Raw genomic sequence first — 20,208 nt, forward strand, 5'->3', positions numbered from 1 at the left:
TTTGAAAGTCATACCCGAATATTCCAGTGATCGGTCGAAGGGCCGTCAGCCCATGGGAAGAAGCGCCTGCAGATCCAAAGTCGCCACAGTGACGCCGCGTTCGCGCAGATCCGCCTTCTTCACCTTTTCGGTGCCCGTCCGTGGCAGGTCCGTCAGGAACTCGATGTAGCGGGGCTGCGCATAGCGCGGCATCCGCGCCCGGGCGTGGGCAGCCAGCGCGGCGGGATCGATCTGGCCGTCGGCATGCGGCACGACGGCGCACATGATCTCATCCTCGCCGCCCGGAATGTCGGAAGGAACCGCAAAGGCGGCCACCTCCTTGACGCCGGGCAGTTCCGCCAGCGTGCGCTCGATGTCGGTGGCGGAGATATTTTCGCCCCGACGGCGGATGCAATCCTTGATGCGGTCGACGAAGGTGACATAGCCGTCGGCATCCATCCGCCCCGCGTCGCCCGTGTGGAACCAGAGGTTCCGCCACGCCTCCACGGTCCTGTCGGGGAGGCCGAGATAACCGGCCATGAAGCCGTGGGGCACGCAAGGGCGAACCAATATTTCCCCCACTTCGCCCGGCCCAACCGGAATGTCCGTCGCCGGGTCGGCGATCCGGACCTCGAAGCGCTCATAGGGGCGGCCACAGGTTCCGGGCCGCGCTTCGCCCCGGCGGCCGTAGAGCGGGATGTTGATCTCCGTCATGCCATATCCGCCCAGCACTTCGGCAATGCCGAAGCGTTCGCGCCATATCCGATCGTGATCGGGATGATTGGGGGCGGAGGCGATCGCCCGAAGCTTGTGGTTTCGATCCCGCCCGCCCGGCGGCTGTGCGATCACGAACGCGCTGATCGCGCCCAGCGTGTTGGTCACGGTCGCACCCGAACGATGCAGGTCCGACAGCCAGCCACTCGCGGAAAACCGCTCCCGCACGGTAGCGGTGGCGCCCGCGATCAGCGTCGCGCCGAGCTGCATGAGCAAGCCGTTCGCATGGGAGAGGGGAAGGCAGACATAATAATGGTCGTCAGCCGTAACCCCCAGATTCTCCACCACGCCAAGGCCGAAGAGGAAGCAATGGGCATGGGGCATCAGAACGCCCTTGGGCGCGCCGGTCGTACCTGAAGTGTACATGATGCAGGCAATGTCGGCGGCGCCCGGAAGCGGAGCGTTCAGGGCGGTTGCGGAGCGCCATCGATCGAACATGTCCCCAGCGGGCCGTTGGTCGGCGCCCGCGACGAAGATCTTCCGGACGCTCGACATCGCCGCATCCAGCCCGTCGAGCCGGGAGACATATTGCGCGTCGACGATCAGGACGGACGGGGCGGAGTCCGCGAGCGGATGGGCCAGGAACGCGCCCGTCAGTTCGCTGTTCAGAATGACCGCCGTCGCCCCCAGCCGGCCTATACCCGCCCAGGCGCGCAGGAAGTCGAGTCCGCTCGGCAGCATGAGCGCGATCCGGTCTCCCGCCCGAGCCCCGGCCGCCGCCAGCATGCCGGCGACCTGCGCCGCGTCGTCCCGCAACTGCCGGTAGGTGATGCCCTCTCCCGTCGTCATGGTGACGAACGGCGCGTCGCCCAGCACCGCCGCCTGTTCCTCTATGACGAACGGAAAGGTCCATCGCCGCTGATCGGACAGGCCGGAATACATGGTCAGCGCGCTCCCGCGTTCAGGCGCGCCTTCAGGAACCCCGCCATCAGCGCGTTCGCCTGCTGCGTCTCGGGAATGTCCATATAGGCCCAGAAGGCGTGCGGCAGGCCGTCGAAGACGACAAGGCGGGCATCGACGCCCCGCTCCAGAAGGGCGCGGGCAAAGATCGATGTGGGGCTGAGCAATATGTCGCGGGTGCTGGTCACCAGCAATGTCGGCGGAAAGCGGGAGATGTCGCCCTTGAGCGGAGACAGGACGGGATCGGCCGGCGCGGTCTTGCCGACATAGCTCGCTACGCTCTCGGCCATGGTCCTGGCGCCGCCCGGCAACGGCATCCAGGATTCCGAATCCCCGCTGGTGGTGAGATCGGCGCTGCCCGAGAAATAGCCCATGGCCGCGGGCATCGGCTTGCCAAGCTGCGTCAGGCGCGCGATCAGCTGCCCGCTCAGCGCCGCACCCGCCGAAGTGCCGTACACGGCGATATGCGAAGCCGAACGGTCCTTTTCCAGCGCCTGATAGACGGCGAGCGCGTCGTCCAGCGCAGCGGGATAGGGATGTTCGGGCGCGAGCCGGTACAGCACGGCCACCACCGGGATGCCGGTAAGGGCGGCGATCGGGATCGTTTCCGTCAACGACCCGGAATCGAGCTGAAAGCCGCCGCCATGCAGGTTCATCAATATCGGGGCCTTGCCCAGGGACGTCACGCCCTTGGGATAGACGATCCGCACCGGCACGCCGGCGATCGACGACTGCTCCACGCGAACGCCGTAGCGTTTGACCAGTTCCCGGCCCATGCCAGCCTGAAGATCGTCGACAAATTGTCGCTGCGCTTTCAGCGGCGGCTCAGGGTCCGGAACCGGCGCGGCGGCGATGGCCGCCGCCATGGCGCGGCCTTCCGGGCTGAGGGTGTTGGGCAGCGACCATTTGGCGATATTCTTCTGGTCCGTCGGCGCCGTTTGCGCGGTGGCCGACGCTTTTGCCGCGGCCGCCACCATGGCTGCCATCATGGCCTTGTGGATCAGGTAGCGAAGCTTCGAAAGCATGCGTGTCTAACTCCTTTCCGGCGACGCAGTGATGCCGCCGGATTCAGCGGCAGGAGCGGCGCCCGGATCGCGCCGCGAAAAGAGAGGCCAGGCGAGCACGCCGGCAAACGCCGCCAGGACCGCCATGGCAAGATAGGAGAAGGCGACGCCATGCGGCCACAGCCATCCCGACCCGGCCGTCGTCACCGACAGCGCGAGGCCCTGCAGCACCGCGTTCAGGCCCTGCGCCGCCGCGCTCGACTGCATCGGCACCCGTCTGGCGATGGTCAGCATGGCGCCAAGGATAGCGCCTGTCGCCGTCAACCCCTGTAAAAGCTGGACGACGAACAGCGGGGCGACGCCCGGATTGCCGGCCATGATGATCCAGCGCAGCGCGGCGAAGCAGGCGGCGATCCAGATCATCCATCTCGGGTCCCTCCGCCCCAGCAGCTTCGATCCGAACCAGAAGGCCAGGATTTCGGCGCTGACCGCGCAGGCCTGCAGCAGGCCGATCGTGCCCGTGCCGATGCCCCGCGCGCTCCATTGGATCGCGCCGAAGCTGGTCAGCACGCCATGGCTGGCCATGACGAGCGCGGAGGCAGCCATGGCGCGGATGAGCGCGCGGTCGGCCATGACCTCGCGCCAGCGTCCGCCGCGCACGGCGCTGGCCTGTATCATCCGCCGGTCGGACGGAACCAGGGCGGCCATCATCGCCGGCAGCAGCAGCAGCGCGGCCACGACCAGCGGCAGCGCTTCGATGCCGAGCAGGTCGAAGGCCCAGCCTGCGCTCGCGCTGGAGACGACCGCGCCGATGGAGCCCCAGACGCGCATGCGGCCGAAATCCAGTCCCCGGCTCCGCGCCGCCATCACCGCATAGGCGTCGGTCAGCACCGGCACCTGGTCCCAGACGATGGCGAAGGCCAGCACGATGGCGATCCGGCCGATATGGCCGGGCTCCAGGATCAGCAACGCAACCAGCGCGGCTGAACTGAGCGCCGTGACGAGGATCGAGTCCCGCACCCGCCCGCTCTGGCCGGCCCAGGCGGAAAAGGGCGCGACGGTCACGAGCCGCAGGACCAGCGGGATCGCCATCAATATCCCGATCTCCCCGGCCGGCGCGCCCATTTTCGCGAGCCAGAGCGGCAGGAAGGCGAAGAAGCCGAAATGAAGGTAGAGCGCCAGATAGAGGCCCGACACCTCCAGCGACAGACGCTTGCCATCGGATAGGGGTGGGGCTGCGGGCATGGCGTCCGCGCCTGGCAGGATGGGCTGTTCAATCATCGGCCGCCTCCTTTACATCCGCCGGTCCAGTTGGGCCGCCAGTTCGTCCCGGAAGCGGGGGTGGGCGATGCCGATCAGCGCCTTTCCGCGCTCGGCCAGCGACTTGCCGCGCAGATCCGCCCAGCCGAACTCGGTCACGATGATGTGCACGTCGTTGCGCGGCGTCGTGACCGGCCCATTGAGGCGCGGCACGATGCGCGAGACGGTGCCGCCCGCCGCGGTGGCATGGCACGCGATGATGGATTTGCCCCCCGGCGAAGCGCCCGCGCCGCGCACGAAGTCCAGTTGCCCGCCTGCGGCGCTATATTGACGGCCATTCACCACCTCCGAATTGCAGGCGCCCTGCAAATCGACTTCCAGGGTCGCGTTGACCGAAACCGCCCTGGGATTGCGCGCGATAATCGCGGCGTCGTTGACATGATCGACCGGATGCCCCTCCAGATCGGGATTGCCGTCGAGGAATTCGTAAAAGCGGCGATCGCCCATGGCGAAGGTGAAGATCGTCTTGCCCGGATGAACGGCCTTGCGGCTGTTGTCGACCACCCCCGATGCCATCAACCCGGCGAGCCCCGGGGTCAGGAGTTCGGTGTGGATGCCCAAATGGCGATGCCCCTTCAGGGCGGCGCACACCGCTTCGGGCACGGCGCCGATCCCCATCTGCAGGCAGGCGCCGTCATCGACGAGGCCGGCGATGATCGCCCCGATCGCATCGTCCTCCGGCCGCCGCGACACTGGCATGATCTCGGGCAGGGGCTGGTCGTGCTCGACGATCGCCGTCACCGCCGATAGCGGGATGACGCTCGCGCCGCCGGTCCGGGGCATGTGGCGATTGACCTCCACGATCACCCGCGTGCAGCACCGCGCGGCAGCATGTGCATAATCGACATTGGTGCCGAGGCTGAAATTGCCATCCTCATCCGGGGGCGCCACCTGCGTGACGAGCGTATCCACCCCTATGTCGTCGCGCAGCATCTGCGGAACCCGGCTGAAGGCGACCGGGATGAGGTCGACCGGCCTGCCGCCCAGCGCCGATGCTTCCTTGTCGAGGGCACGTTCCACCGCGCTGTGGAAAAGGGACATGGGGCGGAGCCGCTCGCCCAGTTCACGCCGCAGCACACTCGTCCCGGCAATGGCGGTGGAGAGCAGATAATAGAGGCTGGCGCCTTCGATGTCGCCGATTTCCCCCCGCCTCGCCAGAGCCTGCAATATGGCCGGCGGCTGCGCCACACCCAGCCCCATGCAGATGCGCGCGCCATGGGGGATGGAGGCTGCGGCCTGCTCAGGGGACATCAGCTTGCTGCGATAGGCATCGGTATCGCGCGTCATTCGATCGGTCCTTCCGGCATGGCCGCGAAGCGGTCGGGCACGCCATGCACCGTTACCGGACCCCGGCCTTCCCGGCCTGATGAATGGATCCTCAACAAATCCATGAACGCCGCCGTCACGCCGTTCGTCCAGCCGAAGCCCAGTTGCGGCGCATATTCTCCGCCTCCGCCGCCGATACCCCGCTCGACATCATATTTCTCATGAATCCAGCCTGTGCGCTGGAACACCGAATCCACGGTCTCGACCCATCGCGCCGCGATGATGTCGGCAAGGCGGCGATGGCCATATCGGCGCAGGCCCATGAAGGCGATCCATTGCAGCGGCGCCCAGCCATTGGGCGCATCCCATTGCTCGCCCGTTTCGATCAGCGTCGTGCGCAGCCCGCCGGGGGCGATCAGGTGGTCGGACGTCAGCCTTGCCACGGCGGCCGCCTGGGCCCGGGTCGCTACGCCGGTAAATAGCGGGGCATGGGTCGCCGCCGTCAGCTGCCCGCAAAGTTGCCCGCTCTCCAGGTCGAAGTCGCTGAAATAGCCGGCCTCGCACCACAGCCAGCGGTGGATCGCGGCGCGCCGGCGCTTCCTCGCCCCGTCAAACTGCCGCGCGATCCTGTCTTCGCACAGCTCGTCGGCAAGGCGGACGATGGCGCTCTCCATCCCGTAAAGAAAGGCGTTCAGGTCGACGGCGACGATGTGGTGGGTGCGAATGCTGTCCAGCGCGCCGCCCGGCGTGAACCACCGCGACGAAAAGTCCCAGCCGCTTTCGGCCCCGGCGCGCAGGGCGCGGAAGACATCTTCCGGCGGTCGCATCGTCGCGTTGGCGGTCGCGACATCTTCCAGATAGGATTCGTCCCGCGGCGTGTCGCGATCGTCCCAATAGCGGTTCAGCAGCGCGCCGTCGGGCATCCGCACGACGCGCTTCGCGCACTCGCCCGGTCCCAGCGCCGCCGCGCCGTCCATCCAGAAGCCATGTTCGATCAGAAGGGCGTCGAGCCGCTGACGCATCACCGCCGGTCTGGCGTCCGGCACCAGGTCCAGCATGGCGAAATAGAGCGGCGGCTGCGATCGGCTGAGATAATAGCTGCGCGTGCCGTTGGGAATCCGCCCATAGCGTTTCAGCAGATCGGCAAGGGCTGTGACGATCCCCTGCGCGACATGTTCGAACCCGTCGCGCAGCAGGCCAAGGATGCTGAAATAACTGTCCCAATAGTAAAGTTCGACGAAGCGGCCGCCCGGAACGACATAGGACCCGTTCACGGGAAGAAGCGAGCCGTTCTCAGGCGGATGCGCGCCATCCCGGTGCAGTTCGGGCCAGATCGACCGGATGTAATGGCGCAGGTCCGGTTCACCGTGCGCCGGGTGCACACCGGCGGGATCGGGCAGGTCGAAATGGGCGATGACGAAGTCGCGAAGGCACTGGCTGTCGTGCGGCAGGGCCTCGAAGGCTCTCAGAATATCGTCGGTGCTCCTCCGGGGCACGGCATCGACGAAGGTCTTGCCGTCCTCAAACAGCTGATTGAGCTGCACCTGCGCCAGCAAGGCCCCGTAAAGGTCGGCGGGCGTCGCCACATATCCCGCCTTGCCGCTGGGCGGCTTGCGGCCATGTTCCAGGCCGCAAGCCGTTCCGGATTGTGCAGGCTCCGGAAAATAATCGACGAAGGTCGGCGCCGAACGCAAGGTCGTCACCAGTGGAACCGCAATTGCGCGCCATAGGTGCGGGGTTCGTTATAGGTGTAGGTGACCGTGCCGCCGCCGACATTATACAGATCCTGCAACCCCGTCGCGAAGCTGTTGTCGGTCGCATTGGCCATGAACAGGTTGAGGTCCAGGTTCGACCCGCCGATGCCGTTGACCCCGGCCCGCAGCGCCAGCGTGTCGTAACCCGGCAGATTGCGCACCTGGGCAAGGTTGTTCTGCGCGGTCGAGAATTTGCTTTGATAGGCCCAGTTGGCCGACAGGGCCAGCGTCCCGACCGAGCCCAGATCGGCCTGGTAGCTGCCACCGAGCGTCACCTTGTGCTTGGGCGTATAGGGGAAAGCCGATCCCGCCAGGATCGCGCCGGCCGACGCATCGGCGACCCTGGTATATTTGGCGTCGATATAGGAATAGCTGCCGTTGAGCGTCAGGCCGCGCACCGGCTCGACAGCGGCCGTGACCTCGACGCCCTGGATGCGCCCCTTCGCCGCGCTGCGCGTGACGTTGATCAGCGCTCCCTCGATCAGTTCGGTCGTGGTGCGCTGGATATTCCTGTAGTTCCCCCGATAGGCCGCGACATTGAAGCGGGTCGGGACGCCTGCGATCCTCATCTGGCTCTTCAGGCCGATTTCCACGTCCTGCAGCTTTTCGGGCGGGAAGGTGCGGAAGGAGGAACCTTCCGGCACCGGGCCGTTGACGCCGCCTGCCTTGTACGCGTTCCGGCTGGTGGCATAGACGTGCACGCCGAGCGAGATCACATAGTCGGCGCTGAGATTGTAGCTCGTATAGTCGAACTTCGCCGTCCCGCCCGTCGCCGGCAGTACGGAAATCTGGGTGAAGTTCGCCGTTTCGTCCCAGGTGTGGCGCAGGCCGCCGGTCAGGCTGAGACCCGGGATCACGCCTGCCTTGCCAAGGTCGATCGTGGCCTGGCCGAAGACCGCATAGCTTCTTGCCGTCGTATTGATGACGGCGGGTATCTGGCCGATCAGCAGGCTGAGCGGATATTGCGTGAAGAGCCCGCCCTGATCCTTGTGATGGCCGAAGCGATCATAATAGCCGCCCACGCTGAAGTTGAGCGCGTCGTTCCAGAGCTTGCCCTGCAACTGCAATTCTTCGGTCAGATAGGTGGGCGCCTGCGTGGGATTGCCCGTCCGGCTGGTCTGGCCGCCGATCGGAAAGGGGCTTGCATCATAATCATAGGCGTAGCGATAGGTCATTTCCGAATAGCTGACGATGTTCTTGAGCGTCAGTTCGTCCGTCAGATCGACGCGCGCCTGATTGAGGACCTGCCAGTAGGAGGTGGAGGAAAACTGGTCGAGATCGTAGGACACCCGTCGCGGCCCACGGTTCTGCTGATCAGCCACCGCAGTGGCGAGGCCGGGGAAGAGGAGGAGCGCGGGCGCGGCGGGAACGCCGAGGGCCGGGTTGAACTGCGTGAGCACGGTGCCTGGACCATTGGTCCTGGAATGATAGTAGCGCGCGACGGTATAGAGTTCCACATTGTCCGTCGGGCGGACGATCAGGCTGGCCCGGACACTTTGATAGTCCAGATTGTCATATTTCCTGCCCGGAAAATAAGGGCCGACATCCCTGGTATAACCGTCTCTCCGACCTTCCTCGCCAGCGATACGGAACAGTATTTTGTCGCTTACGATTGGCAGGTTGACGGCAAATTCTGCCCGCACATCCTGCAGATTGCCGACCTCCAGCTGAATATAGCCTTCCTGCCGGTCGGTCGGCCGCTGGGGTTCGAAGAGGATGTTGCCGCCGGTCGCGTTCTTGCCGAACAAGGTGCCCTGAGGGCCGGACAGAACCTGCACATTCGCCAGGTCGAAATAGGAACCGACGCGGCCGTCGATGCCGACCAGTGCCGGAACTTCCGCGAAATAGTTGATGACGCCGGGAACGGACCCGAAGGCCGGCCCCTGCCCGCGCAAGGCGAAGAAGGCAAACTCGCTCGGATAGCCGCCGGTGATCGTGATAAGAGACGGCGTGTAGTTGGCAAGGTCGGTCCGCCCGACAATGCGGCTCTCGCTCAGCGCCTCGGGCGAGAAGGCGGTTACGGAAAGAGGAACATCCTGAAGACGCTCACTTCTACGCCGCGCGGTGACTACGATGTCGCCGAACGTCGTCTCGCCGCCCCCGCTCGCCTCATCAACGGACTGGCTCCTCGCCTGAGTCGCGCCCGCGCCGGAAGCCGCTGCCGTTTCACTATCGGCAAGGCCGGCAAGCTGCTGCGCGTGAGCAGGCGTTATAAGCGCGATCGCCGAAGTGCTCGCCAGTATCAACATCCAACCCTTCACGCTCACCCTCCCAAAAATTTCATTTGTGCGAACCGGCACTATCGGGCAATGGTATCGATGTCAATCGGAGATCATCACGCGTGAAAAAGTCTGTAGAAAAAGAGGATGAGGGGTTTGGCACCGATAACAATTGGGATGGCGCCGCGATGCCGCCACCTCCGTTCGCCCGCTGGGTCAGCGGCATGGCCGGGGATCGGTTTGAGGCGATCAGGGCGGACGATGCGCCGCCGATCGAAAGCGTCGATGAATTGCGCCGTCACTACGACCGCATCAACTCAGCGCGCCTGGAAGTGGCAAGCCGTCACTATCCGGTCGAGACAGAGGCTCTCGTCATCAACGGGATACCGGCGCAGCTGGTGCGGCGTCCATCGGCGCCCCCGGACAAGATCCTCATCTGCCTTCATGGGGGCGCTTTCATGTGGGGGAACGGGGCGGGAGCCTTGATCGAGGCAGTGCCGGTCGCGGCGGTCGCGGATATGGCGGTTCTGGCCGTGGAATACCGCCTCGCGCCGGAACATCCTTATCCCTGCGCCGTGCTGGACGTGCTCACCGTCATCGATGATCTCCGGTCGAAAAACCCTGCCCTCAAACTGGGCATATACGGCTGCTCCGCGGGCGCGGTGCTGACGGCGCAGGTCGTGTCCCGCATGATCCAGCGCGGCGACCGGCTTCCGGAGGCGATCGCCATGCTCCATGCGGCCGGCGTCGATCTTGGCGGCGATTCGCTGGAGATGGCGGCGCTGCTCAACGGAACGGCGGATGCGGCTGCCGTCCAGCGGCTTCATGATCTGCCCTATTTCGCCGGTACCGATCCGAAGGACGCTTCGGTCTTTCCCGGTGAGCACCCCGCTGTTCTGGCACGATTTCCCCCCGCCCTGCTTGTGAGCGGGACCAGGGACTTCGCGGCCAGCTCCGTCACGGTCATGCATCGGCGGCTGAGGGCGGCGGGCAGGGATGCTGAATTGACGATGTTCGACGGCATGTGGCATGCGCACCATGTCGACGTTGACCTGCCGGAATCGCGGGAGGTATTCGCGCTTCTGGCGGGATTCTTCCAAAAACGCCTCTCCTGAGCAGGAGCGGGTTCCTCAGCTGCTCTGCCGCACAATGAGTTCCACCGGAAGGATCGTGGAGGAAAAGCCTTTTTCTTCCCCCGCGACCGACTGCAGGATCGCCTCGCCCAACAGCCTGCCGGCGGCCGACCAGTCCTGGCGAATCGTGGTCAGGGGCGGCCGGTTGCTTGTGGCCACCGCAATATCGTCGAAACCGGTGATCGCGACCTCATCGGGCACTCGCATGCCTCTGTCGATAAGAGCGTCGCAAGCGCCGGCAGCGATAAAGTCGCTGGCCGCGATGATCGCGTCGAACTCCATATTCTGGCTCAACGCCTGTTGCACGGCTGACGCACCCGCCACGCGCGAGAATTCGCAAGCGATGCTGCCGACGAGCGCCGCCGTCGTGGCGGCCACGACATCGCGAACCCCTTCCAGGCGTTCGCCCACCTCCGGGTGGCGATGATCGCCCAGGAAAAGAATTTTGCGCCGGCCCCTTTCCACCAGATGCCCGGCGGCGAGCCGTCCACCCTGCCGGTTATCGCTCCCGATGACGGTCAGGCCATTTGCGGCAGTGACGGCGCCCCAGATCACCATGGGCAAGCCCAATGCGGCGATCGGCTTCACCCTTTCTCCCTTCAGGCCCTGTCCCAGCATGATGATGCCGTCCGCATCGATGGCGTTATGATCAAGATAGTGATCGCTGGTGGTCAGAAGCATGGCGTAGCCGGAGGGGGTCAGGATTTCCAGCAGGCCGCCGATCATCGCAAGCAGCAGCGGATCGGATATGGGGCGGTCGCCGGCGATCAGGCGTTCGATGACCATGGCGATGGTATGCGACCGCCTCGTCCGCAACGACCGTGCCGCAGAGTTCATCCGATAGCCGGCCTCACGGGCAATCTCGACTATTTTTTCGCGCAACTCGGGCCGCACAAGGGCACTGCCGCCCAGAGCGCGGGACACGGTGATCTTGGATACTCCCGCCATCTTTGCGACCATCGCCATGGTGGGGCGGGCTGGGGCGCTCTCTTTCTTGGGTGGCGTACTCATCTGTCACCGAAATAGGATTTGAGGCATTGTGCCAACTGGTCGAATGCACGATCTACCGCCTGAAGGGAGGTCGGCAAGACCATAAAGCCATGCGGCAGCCCCGGCAGACGTTGAATCAACACTTCGGTCCCGGCCCGGGCAAGTGCCAGGGCGTAATTCTCGCCATCGTCGCGAAGCGGGTCGACCTCCACGGTATAGATGACGGAGCGGGGAAGATTCGACAGATCCGGGCATCGCATGGGAGAAATCCATGGATGCGACGCATCCTGGTCCCCAGCATATATTCGCACGCACGCTTCAAGATATGACCGCGTCATGCCGGGAAGCGAGACATCATCGATACTGGATTGGCCCAACAGCAGGTCCGTTGCCGGATGAACGAGGAACTGGAAGGCGGGCTGGTCCTGGGCCCGATCGCGAAAGCGGATGGTCAGGGCGGCGCAAAGATTGGCGCCGGCACTCTCTCCGCCAAGGGCGATCCGATCCGCGTCGCACCCCAAAGACCCGGCATTGGCCAACGCCCATTCAAAGGCATTGGCGCAATCATCGAGCGCCGCGGGAAAAGGATGTTCGGGCGCGAGACGATAGCCTACGGCCAGCACCGCGCATTGCGCCCTGTCCGCAAGGACTCTGCACGGCGCATCGTGGCTTTCAATATCGCCAAGCATCCAGCCGCCCCCATGAAGGAAGACCAGGAGTGGCGTTGGAACATGCTGCATGCCATGCGGCTTGTATAACCGCACCGGAACGCCATTGGCTTCGTGATCCTGGATCTCCAGCGTCGGCGCCGGCAAAGCGGCCCCGGCCATTCGCATTCCTTCGCGCATCGCGGAAATCCCCGACGCGTCGAAAATGGGATGAGCATCCGATCCCGGGCCCAGGAACTGGGCGATTTCTTCATTGAGCATTCGGCGCCTTTCCCAAAATGACATCGATAGCATTTTTCGGGCTCATGCGCATTTTTTAATGCAAGTGCAAACGGGCGAATGGAAGACGGTCCATCGCCGCTTCAGCCGTCGGTGCCATGTCGGGCTATGGGAGCGGGCATTGGAGGCACCGACCGCCCCTCCACGACTTCATTGACGCGTACGACTTTGGCCGCCGCCTCAAAACCCTGCGCGGCCTCACGCCATACGAATATATCTGCAAAAGAGCCGCAGCGGTTTATGCTCGACCCACACCATCAGATGCAGGAACTGAATGACTGACCGGCTGACGCCGGTAGGATCATGTCGAAGGGCTGAAGCCGTTTTTGTGGCCATGCCTGTCGAGGTAACGCAGGATGGTGTCATCGGTGATGTTGCCGGACGTGGTCGAGAAGTAGCCGCGCTGCCAGAAGCGTTGGCCCCAGTAGCGCTTGCGGATATGCTCGAACTCCTGCTGGATTTTGCGCGATGACCGGCCCTTGGCACGGCGCACGAAGTCACTGACCGAGACATGCGGCGGTATCTCGACGAACATGTGGACGTGATCACGCGACAGCACGCCATGGACGATGGTCACGCCCATTTCGGCGCAGACCTGCCGGATGATCTCACGAACTCGCAGCCGCACTTCGCCATGCAGCACCTTGAACCGATATTTCGGCGCCCAGACCAGATGGTAGCGATGATGAAAGGTCGTGTGACAACCGCTGCTGTAGCCCATAGTCTGTACCCTCGGAGAAAAANCCTTGAACCGATATTTCGGCGCCCAGACCAGATGGTAGCGATGATGAAAGGTCGTGTGACAACCGCTGCTGTAGCCCATAGTCTGTACCCTCGGAGAAAAATGAACTCTCGCCCTTCGGGCTGTTCATTTTTCTCCGAGGGTACAGACTACTGGCCGAGTCCAAGGCTGAAGCCAGTATCCGACTGAAGTCGGAGGGGTTGCTCCTTGTTCATTTTTCTCCGAGGGTACAGACTACTGGCCGAGTCCAAGGCTGAAGCCAGTATCCGACTGAAGTCGGAGGGGTTGCTCCTACTGGAGGACTCTAAACAATCAGGCAGTTCCGCCAACGACCATCTCATCGATCCGAATCGTCGGCTGGCCGACACAGACGGGAACAGTCTGCCCTTCCTTGCCGCAAACCCCATCGGCGAAACGCAGATCATTGCCGATCATGGACACATGCTTGAGCGCCTCGTGGCCGAGGCCGATCAACACGGCGCCCTGGATCGGGGCGGTCACCTTTCCATCTTCGATCAGATAGGCTTCGGTGGCCGAAAAATTGAACTGGCCACTCGTAATGTCCACCGTGCCACCGCCAAAGGCGACGGCATAGACACCGTGTCTGACCGACCGGATAATCTCCTCCGGCTCCTTGTCGCCGGGGGCAAGGTAGGTGTTGGTCATCCGCGGCATCGGCAGATGGGCATGGCTTTGGCGCCGGCCGTTGCCCGTGGGCGCCCGCCCCATCATACGAGCGCTTTTCCGATCCTGCATCAAACCGGTGAGATGCCCGTTTTCGATCAGGACGTTGCGTGAGGTGGGCACGCCTTCGTCATCCACGTTCAGCGAGCCGCGATGTTCGGCCAGGGTGCCGTCATCGATCACCGTCACGCCCTCCGCCGCGATCCGCCCGTTCATTCGTTCCGTAAAGACCGACGACCGCTTGAGGTGCGCGTCCGCTTCCAGGCCGTGGCCGACCGCTTCGTGCAGCAGGACACCGGGAAAACCATTGCCCAGCACCACCGACATCACACCCGACGGCGCCGGCCGGGCGTCGAGGTTCACAAGCGCTATTCTCACGGCGGTGCGCACCAGCCGTTCCAGCCGCTCGCCGTGGAACTCGGCCAGGGTGAAGCGTCCTCCCTCCACGCCGGTGCCCATTGCCCGGCGCGTCCCGGACTGGGCGATGACGGTGACGGCCAGCTGCACCAATGGCCGCACATCGGCCGCGACCGATGCGTCGCTGTCCATGACCAGGATAATGTTGTGCGAGGCTTCCAGCCGGCCAGACACCTGAACGATACGCGGATCGGCCTCCCGGCAGCGACGATCGAGTTCCTGGAGGAGCAAAATCTTCCCGGCGTCAGGCAACGACTCCAGCGGATTGTCGATGCCATACAGCAGCGGGCGCTTGTTGCCGGTGTCGATGGCCACACCCCCGCTCCGTCGCGCGTCATCGCCATGCAGCAGCATGCTTCGCACGGTACCGGTGGCCGCCTCGATCGCCTTGGGCGTCATATCGCCGGAATATGCGAACGCCGTCTGCTCTCCGGTGACCGCGCGTGCGCCGAAGCCCTGAGAGATGGAGAACTGTCCCGCGGACACCTTGCCGTCGTCAAGGCTCCAGCTTTCGGCCTGGCCTGCCTCGAAGTAGAGATCGGCATGGTCGGCACCGTTGCCGAGCAGCCTGTCGACAGCAGCAGCCACTGTCCCTCGCGCGAGTCCGGCGGGTTCCAGCAACCGGTGCTCGGCGATCGACACCGCATCCTGTTGCGACATTTCCTGATAGGCCGACATGGTTTCTCCTGCTCCGCGATCACCGGCCCGCGATGCGCATGGACTCGATCAGAACGGACCCGGTCCGCACCGCGCCGCTGCGATGAACATCGCCGCCGATCGCGACGATCTGCCGCAGCATCACCGGCAGTTCACCGGCAATCGTGATGTCCTGCACCGGAAAGGCGATGGCGCCATTCTCGATCCAGAACCCCGCGGCTGCCTTCGAATAGGTACCCGTGACCGGGTCGACGGCCCCGCCGATCAACTCAGTGACCCAAAGTCCCCGATCCAGAAGACGCAGCAGCGCCGCTGTCGATCGAGGGGGATGGCGGCTGGTGAAATGCAGGTTGCGGACGCCATCGGCATTGCCCGTCGGTTGAAGGCCGAGCTTGCGCGCGTAGAAGCACGATAGAAAATAATCCTCCACGCGCCCACCTGAAATCACGGAACGGTGGATGCTCGCGACGCCCTCGCTGTCGCACACCCCGCTGCCAAGGCCATAAGGCTCGAACGGGTCCTCAAGCAGATCGACATGGCCGGAAAGTGCCTGCGCGCCCTTGCCCCCGGTCAGGAACGTCGCGCCCCTATATTGGGCCGCGCCGGTCAGTGCGCCGACAATATCGTACACCAGGCTCGCGGCGACCGGCGCGTCGAACAGGACGGGGCATGTTTGCGTGTCGACTGTGCGACCGCCCCGCTTGCGCAACGCACGGTCCGCCGCCGTCCTGCCGACCATGAAGGGCGGCAGGAGCTGCGATACCCGCCGATCGGAACTCGACCAGCTATCCTGCACCATCATCCCGTCCTGCTCGGCGATGGCGCTGCACCAGATATCATGTCTGGACGCGACGAGCGAACGATCGAAATCGCGACCGATCGCCATGGCGGCGCTGGCGTCGATGCTGGCGGCGCCGGCGTCATTGACGCGGACCGACCCGCCGCCTGCCGCCAGGGCCGCCTCTTCGATCTTCAGCGCCATGCCGCCCAGATCCTGCGCGGTGAGGTTCGAAGGCTCGAACATCGGCACCTCGGACGCGGACCGTGCAAGCCACTCGTCCGCGGCGGGAGCGGCGTCGGGATCGGGCTCGACCGTGCGGGCGATCGCGATGGCGCGTTCCGCCGCGAGATCAAGGCCCGCGCGGGTCAGGGCGGAGGTGGTCGCGGTTCCGGTACGGCCGCGATCGAATATCCGGATGCTGACGACCTGCTTGCCTTCGCGTATCGCGCTGCCGAACACGCCGCCGCGCGCGCGCATGACGATGCCTGCGACTTCGTTGGCGGAAGCAACGACCTGCTGCGCGCCACGCTGCATGGCGCGGTTTGCTGCGTCTCGCGCGATCTGCGCCAAATCTTCCCTGCTTTTCAGGAGATAACCGTCGCCTGAGCCACGCACGATCCCGTTCCTCCTCACCCAGTCCAGTCGCTGTACGGCCGATGACATCCTGTTGATCCTGCCCCGTCACCCATACGGCCCGTCACCGCCGTTTCAGGCGCTCACCATCGAAGCCGGCGCGGTGGACAGAGAGGCGACCTGGCGCAACAAACCGTCACGACCGAGCTGGTACATATTGTCGACCGCGGCCCGCGTCCGCTGGCCATAAAGATCGAGGTCGGAAGGATTGGCGGCGATAAAGTCGGCCACACCCTTGTTATAGGCGTCGCGATAGAAGGGCGTCGTCTCGATGGGCCCTCCTTCAGGCGCTACGTCAGTGCCTTCCGCTCTTGCCTGCTGCACGGCGGCGTCCGCGTTTGCACGAGCGGAGGCGGCCATGCGATCGAAGCGCTCGTTGGCCGCGGATTGCTTTTCCGCGGTCCACTCCAGGTCTCGGCCGACCTCGGCGAACAGCATGGCCTTCCAGGCGTAGATCATGTCGGCCGCTGCGCCAGGCGCGCTGCCAAGGTCCCAGGCTGCCGCGGCAATCCCCTCGATCGCTGCCGCCTGCACGTCATCGTCGCCATCGCGGCTCACCAGCCTCGCCCGCACCTGTCGCCAGTCGCTGCGAGCCACGTCCTCGCCCGCAGCGGCACGGCGCTGGAGGTCGCAGACCCTGTCCCCGCTCGCCCACAGCGCAGCGTCGCCAACCCGATTTCGAAGTTCGGTCTCCGCATCCTTCCATAGCCATTCGATCCAGCGCGCAGCGGCAATCCGGCCGTCCGCGCCTGGCGGCAGTGCTTCAACGACCTGGCGCCAGAAGCCCGCGTCGCCGATCGCGAAGGTCATGATCAGATTCAGGAAACTAAGGTCGAAATCATATCGGGCTGCAAAAGCCGAGACCTCCGCCGCCGGCGTTGCATAGAATGGCAATGCCGCCGCATCGCCGTTCCGCTCGGCCTCCGCGATCAGCGTCAGCAGAGCGCGCCTGCTCGCGATGCTCACTGGGCGGCCTCGATGGCGGCTTCAAGCGCCGCTGCCAATTTCGACCGGCTCATGCTGCCGGTGAACCGTTCCACCAGTTCGCCGCGGTTGAAGATCATGAACGTGGGGACGCCCATGATGCCCTGGGCATGACGGGTGTTGGGATTCTCGTCGATGTCGACCAGATAGACTGCCGCCTCGCCCTCATATTCGCGCGCAAGGTCCTCGATCGCCGGCGCCATCGCCTTGCACGGCCCGCACCAGGCCGCCGTAAAGTCGACAAGCACGGGAATGTCCGACTTCAGGACCTTTTCCTCGAAGGTTGCGTCGGTGGCCGATGGGATATTTGCCATGATATGTTCCTCAATGGTGGCCGATCTTCGCCGTTCTCAAACGGGAAGAAGGGGCGTGATGTGTTGGGTGAAGGGGTCAGCGGCTGACGATGCCGCGCAATCCGGCCCGCAATTCTTCAACGCGCGCGGTCATGATCTTCTGCCGTTCCGCCTGCCAGGTCCGCCAATTGTCGAAATCGTCCGAGCTGAGCGGGACGGGGTTCTCCAGCGTGTATCGCTGCAGGCGTTCACCGAAGGCGGCATCGTCTTCGCCGGGCAGCCTGCGGTTATGATGCGCCTGCTCGATGCCATAGGCGTCCCAGGTCGATTGCACCCGATGATGCTCGGCTGCCGTCCAGCCTGCCGGTTCAAAGGCATCCGCAGCGCTGGATTGGACTATCCAGGTGCTGGCGACGTCGGCCACGGCTCCCGGCGTCGCATGGAGGTCCCACATCGACGACATGATCGCTTCGACCGCTGCCGCGGGAGCGTCCGGCGTCATCGCCGCTGCGAACTGCCGGCGGGCCGCGCGCCAGACCGGGTTGCTGACCGCCTCTCCGGCAAGCGCGCGCCGGTGGATCTCCATGACTTCCTCGACCGCCCGAATGTCGTGCTGTTCGGACAGGCGGGACCGTATCGGCGTCGGCGCGTCGTTCCACAACCACAGCAACCAACGCAGCCCGTCCCCCGGCTGGATTCGCGCTTCTTCCACAATGGCCGTGACGAAAGCCGCCTGTCCATGCTCGTCCATCCGGGACAATTCGCCTGCAAGCAGGATGGTGGCCGCATCTATGCCCCGCGATCCTGCCCATTCGATCAGCGCCGCAGAGCGCGAACCGTCAGTGAAAAGCGGGGCGACCGGGTCGGCGGCGGCGGCCACGTCCTGTAACCTCTCATTGTGCTCAGTCATTATGGGATCTTTCAGACTGGTTGATTGACGCCCCCTCGGCAGCTCCCTTGAGCTCGGCGACCGTGACCCCACCATTCTCGATCTGCAGCTGATGGCTATGATATCGAGTCAGCCGGTCGGTATGGGCGATCGTGACGAGCGACGTGTCGGGCAGTCGTTTTATCAAGGCCTCGAACATCGCCGCTTCCGTCTTGGGATCGAGCGAGCTCGTCGCCTCGTCCAGGAACAGGAAATCGGGCTTTTGCAGCAGCGCCCGGGCGAGCACCACGCGCTGCTGTTCCCCGGGAGAAAGCCGTTTCGCCCAGCTCCGCGCGGCGCCGATGTCGCCGATCAGGCGCTCAAGCCGAATGTCCGTCAGCACTGCACGATAGTCCGCCGGGGCGAACGCATCGGAAGGACTGGGATAGCTCAGCAGCTCCGCCAACGTGCCGTTCGGCAGATAAGGCTTCTGCGGCAGGAACATGACCCTCGATCCTTGCGAGGGATGCTCTACCGTGCCCGATCCAAACGGCCAGATGCCAGACATGACCCGGAAGAAGGTGCTCTTGCCCGATCCGGACATGCCCCGCACCAGCCAGCGCTCTCCGGCGCCGATCGTGAGCTTGTCGATCGAGAACAGCTTATGGCCGGCCGCGGTCCGTACTTCCAGGTCGCGCACCGCAAACTCAGGCCTGTCGGCAGCGGCGTGCACGAAGCCCGAGGACTGCTCATATGACAGCGACTCGTCCATCAGCTGGATACGCTGCGACGCCGATCGCAGGAGCGCAAATCCGTCATAATTTGTCGAGATGCTGCCAAATGCGTGAAACACCGCGCCGAATGCCACCCCCGCGATGGTAAGGTCGCCGACCTGCATCTTGCCGGCCAGAACGAGTGGGAAGAGAAGGACAGTCGGAATGACCGACGCCAACAGGGTGATCAGCACCCGTACCGCCTCAAGGCTCGCGGCACTCCCCGTGTACGGTCGCCAGTTCCGCCGGATCAGTGCATAGTCGTGCCGGGCACGGGCTTCCTCGAGCGCCTGCCCGCCGCCCAGAACGATCTGTTCGGCAAATTCGCGGGCCTGACCGAGATCGTGGCGGAAACCTGCCTCGATCCGCTGCCGCACCACGTCCAGCCGCGTATAGATCCGGCCGATCAGGTGAGCGCTGAGCGTCGCGACGATCGCCGTCGCGATCGCCAGAACATAGAGCGCCCGTGGTATGATGATCTGCCCGCCGGACGGCATGGAGACTGGCAGCGGTGAAGACAGCAGCCATAACTGGTTGGAGTAAAGATAGAACGTCGTGGCCGACGCAACCAGCGCGGGAGCCAGCTGAATAAGATACAGGCCAAAATTATAGACATCTTCCTGGACCCGCTGTTCGGGATGGTCGAGCGCGTGGTCCTGCAACGGACGATAAAAGCCGCGGCCGCCCAGCCACCGCTTCAATAGCTCGCCCGTGAGCGCCGTCCTGATGCGGATACGCAGGGTATAGGCGAGTGCCGATTGCAAGCCATGATGGATTGCGGTCAGGACGATGAAGACCACCGCGCCTGTCAGCGCGGCGACCACGGCAGGACGATTGCTGACGACCAGACCGTTGGTGACGTTTGCAAGCTCCCTGATGTACCGCAATTGCAGGTAAGAGCCGACCACGCCCGCGCCTAGCAAAAGAACCCACAAAGGCACGGCAAAAATCCAGTCCCGCCTGACGTGAAACGCAAGGAGGCGGACCATGTAGGCGACGTCTCCCCAGACATTGCGATGTGCAAAATCCGGGGGACATTCGGTCGCGACTACGGCATCAGCACCAATGTCGGATACGCTCGCGGTCACAT

At 64.5% G+C, this 20,208-nt stretch carries 16 protein-coding genes and 1 pseudogene; 2 read left to right on the top strand and 15 right to left on the bottom strand.

Annotated elements, in window-relative coordinates; genetic code table 11:
- Window positions 1-45: 45 nt before the first annotated feature.
- Genes A0J57_RS08040 through A0J57_RS08065 form a run of 6 tightly spaced genes read right to left on the bottom strand, consistent with a single transcriptional unit; the run spans window position 46 to window position 9,258 of the window.
- Window positions 46-1,635, bottom strand: a complete 1,590-nt coding sequence (locus tag A0J57_RS08040) for an AMP-binding protein (protein WP_061940700.1) — start codon at window positions 1,633-1,635, stop codon at window positions 46-48.
- Between the two features lie 2 nt (window positions 1,636-1,637).
- Window positions 1,638-2,678, bottom strand: a complete 1,041-nt coding sequence (locus tag A0J57_RS08045; protein WP_061940703.1) for an alpha/beta hydrolase — start codon at window positions 2,676-2,678, stop codon at window positions 1,638-1,640.
- Between the two features lie 6 nt (window positions 2,679-2,684).
- Window positions 2,685-3,938 carry an MFS transporter gene (locus A0J57_RS08050; RefSeq protein ID WP_061940706.1) on the bottom strand — a complete coding sequence of 418 codons (1,254 nt, stop codon included), beginning with the start codon at window positions 3,936-3,938 and terminating at the stop codon, window positions 2,685-2,687.
- A 12-nt stretch (window positions 3,939-3,950) separates the two neighbouring features.
- Window positions 3,951-5,264 carry an acetyl-CoA hydrolase/transferase family protein gene (locus A0J57_RS08055; protein WP_061940710.1) on the bottom strand — a complete coding sequence of 438 codons (1,314 nt, stop codon included), beginning with the start codon at window positions 5,262-5,264 and terminating at the stop codon, window positions 3,951-3,953.
- On the bottom strand, window positions 5,261-6,946 hold the full coding sequence (gene treF, locus A0J57_RS08060) for an alpha,alpha-trehalase TreF (RefSeq protein ID WP_064232779.1): 1,686 nt from the start codon (window positions 6,944-6,946) through the stop codon (window positions 5,261-5,263). The genes A0J57_RS08055 and treF overlap by 4 nt, the downstream gene beginning before the upstream one ends.
- A complete protein-coding gene (locus A0J57_RS08065) occupies window positions 6,943-9,258 on the bottom strand; it encodes a TonB-dependent receptor (RefSeq protein ID WP_153017896.1) in 2,316 nt (771 codons plus the stop codon). The genes treF and A0J57_RS08065 overlap by 4 nt, the downstream gene beginning before the upstream one ends.
- Before the next feature lie 146 nt (window positions 9,259-9,404).
- Here A0J57_RS08065 and A0J57_RS08070 point away from each other — a divergent pair, with 146 nt between their 5' ends.
- Window positions 9,405-10,331 (top strand): alpha/beta hydrolase, encoded by a 927-nt coding sequence (locus A0J57_RS08070; protein WP_061940716.1) that lies wholly within the window; start codon window positions 9,405-9,407, stop codon window positions 10,329-10,331.
- A 15-nt stretch (window positions 10,332-10,346) separates the two neighbouring features.
- On the opposite strand, the gene A0J57_RS08075 is transcribed toward A0J57_RS08070, so the two are convergent.
- Both A0J57_RS08075 and A0J57_RS08080 read right to left on the bottom strand, forming a co-directional pair.
- Window positions 10,347-11,360, bottom strand: coding sequence for a substrate-binding domain-containing protein (locus A0J57_RS08075; protein ID WP_064232781.1), 1,014 nt, complete (start codon window positions 11,358-11,360; stop codon window positions 10,347-10,349).
- Entirely contained in the window at window positions 11,357-12,268 is a 912-nt protein-coding gene (locus A0J57_RS08080; protein ID WP_061940719.1) for an alpha/beta hydrolase, read from the bottom strand. The genes A0J57_RS08075 and A0J57_RS08080 overlap by 4 nt, the downstream gene beginning before the upstream one ends.
- A gap of 158 nt (window positions 12,269-12,426) precedes the next feature.
- On the opposite strand from A0J57_RS08080, the pseudogene A0J57_RS25925 reads away from it, so the two are divergent.
- Window positions 12,427-12,568 (top strand): annotated as a pseudogene (locus A0J57_RS25925) (IS481 family transposase); the annotation flags it as partial.
- Window positions 12,569-12,587: 19 nt separating this feature from the next.
- Here A0J57_RS25925 and tnpA read toward each other — a convergent pair.
- From tnpA to A0J57_RS08115, 7 genes are all read right to left on the bottom strand, one after another.
- Window positions 12,588-13,007, bottom strand: a complete 420-nt coding sequence (gene tnpA / locus A0J57_RS08085; protein WP_062017062.1) for an IS200/IS605 family transposase — start codon at window positions 13,005-13,007, stop codon at window positions 12,588-12,590.
- Window positions 13,008-13,340: 333 nt separating this feature from the next.
- On the bottom strand, window positions 13,341-14,807 hold the full coding sequence (gene tldD, locus A0J57_RS08090; RefSeq protein WP_216820926.1) for a metalloprotease TldD: 1,467 nt from the start codon (window positions 14,805-14,807) through the stop codon (window positions 13,341-13,343).
- Window positions 14,808-14,826: 19 nt separating this feature from the next.
- A complete protein-coding gene (locus A0J57_RS08095; RefSeq protein WP_061936943.1) occupies window positions 14,827-16,137 on the bottom strand; it encodes a TldD/PmbA family protein in 1,311 nt (436 codons plus the stop codon).
- A 138-nt stretch (window positions 16,138-16,275) separates the two neighbouring features.
- A complete protein-coding gene (locus A0J57_RS08100) occupies window positions 16,276-17,166 on the bottom strand; it encodes a hypothetical protein (RefSeq protein WP_061936946.1) in 891 nt (296 codons plus the stop codon).
- Complete coding sequence (trxA, locus tag A0J57_RS08105) at window positions 17,163-17,498, bottom strand: thioredoxin (protein WP_061936949.1); 336 nt, start codon at window positions 17,496-17,498, stop codon at window positions 17,163-17,165. The genes A0J57_RS08100 and trxA overlap by 4 nt, the downstream gene beginning before the upstream one ends.
- Before the next feature lie 76 nt (window positions 17,499-17,574).
- Window positions 17,575-18,387 (bottom strand): hypothetical protein, encoded by an 813-nt coding sequence (locus A0J57_RS08110; RefSeq protein ID WP_140043157.1) that lies wholly within the window; start codon window positions 18,385-18,387, stop codon window positions 17,575-17,577.
- Complete coding sequence (locus A0J57_RS08115; protein WP_153023164.1) at window positions 18,380-20,206, bottom strand: ABC transporter ATP-binding protein/permease; 1,827 nt, start codon at window positions 20,204-20,206, stop codon at window positions 18,380-18,382. The genes A0J57_RS08110 and A0J57_RS08115 overlap by 8 nt, the downstream gene beginning before the upstream one ends.
- Window positions 20,207-20,208: the final 2 nt, after the last annotated feature.

The sequence above is a fragment of the Sphingobium sp. 22B genome, from assembly GCF_001580035.1.
In the GTDB taxonomy this organism is placed as follows: domain Bacteria; phylum Pseudomonadota; class Alphaproteobacteria; order Sphingomonadales; family Sphingomonadaceae; genus Sphingobium; species Sphingobium fuliginis.

What these genes read in the sequence shown, in the direction of transcription:
- A0J57_RS08040 (WP_061940700.1), bottom strand. Translation starts at nt 1,635, where the DNA reads ATGTATTCCGGCCTGTCCGATCAGCGGCGATGGACCTTTCCGTTCGTC.
- A0J57_RS08045 (WP_061940703.1), bottom strand. Translation starts at nt 2,678, where the DNA reads ATGCTTTCGAAGCTTCGCTACCTGATCCACAAGGCCATGATGGCAGCC.
- A0J57_RS08050 (WP_061940706.1), bottom strand. Translation starts at nt 3,938, where the DNA reads ATGATTGAACAGCCCATCCTGCCAGGCGCGGACGCCATGCCCGCAGCC.
- A0J57_RS08055 (WP_061940710.1), bottom strand. Translation starts at nt 5,264, where the DNA reads ATGACGCGCGATACCGATGCCTATCGCAGCAAGCTGATGTCCCCTGAG.
- A0J57_RS08070 (WP_061940716.1), top strand. Translation starts at nt 9,405, where the DNA reads ATGCCGCCACCTCCGTTCGCCCGCTGGGTCAGCGGCATGGCCGGGGAT.
- A0J57_RS08075 (WP_064232781.1), bottom strand. Translation starts at nt 11,360, where the DNA reads ATGAGTACGCCACCCAAGAAAGAGAGCGCCCCAGCCCGCCCCACCATG.
- A0J57_RS08080 (WP_061940719.1), bottom strand. Translation starts at nt 12,268, where the DNA reads ATGCTCAATGAAGAAATCGCCCAGTTCCTGGGCCCGGGATCGGATGCT.
- tnpA (WP_062017062.1), bottom strand. Translation starts at nt 13,007, where the DNA reads ATGGGCTACAGCAGCGGTTGTCACACGACCTTTCATCATCGCTACCAT.
- tldD (WP_216820926.1), bottom strand. Translation starts at nt 14,807, where the DNA reads ATGTCGGCCTATCAGGAAATGTCGCAACAGGATGCGGTGTCGATCGCC.
- trxA (WP_061936949.1), bottom strand. Translation starts at nt 17,498, where the DNA reads ATGGCAAATATCCCATCGGCCACCGACGCAACCTTCGAGGAAAAGGTC.
- A0J57_RS08110 (WP_140043157.1), bottom strand. Translation starts at nt 18,387, where the DNA reads ATGACTGAGCACAATGAGAGGTTACAGGACGTGGCCGCCGCCGCCGAC.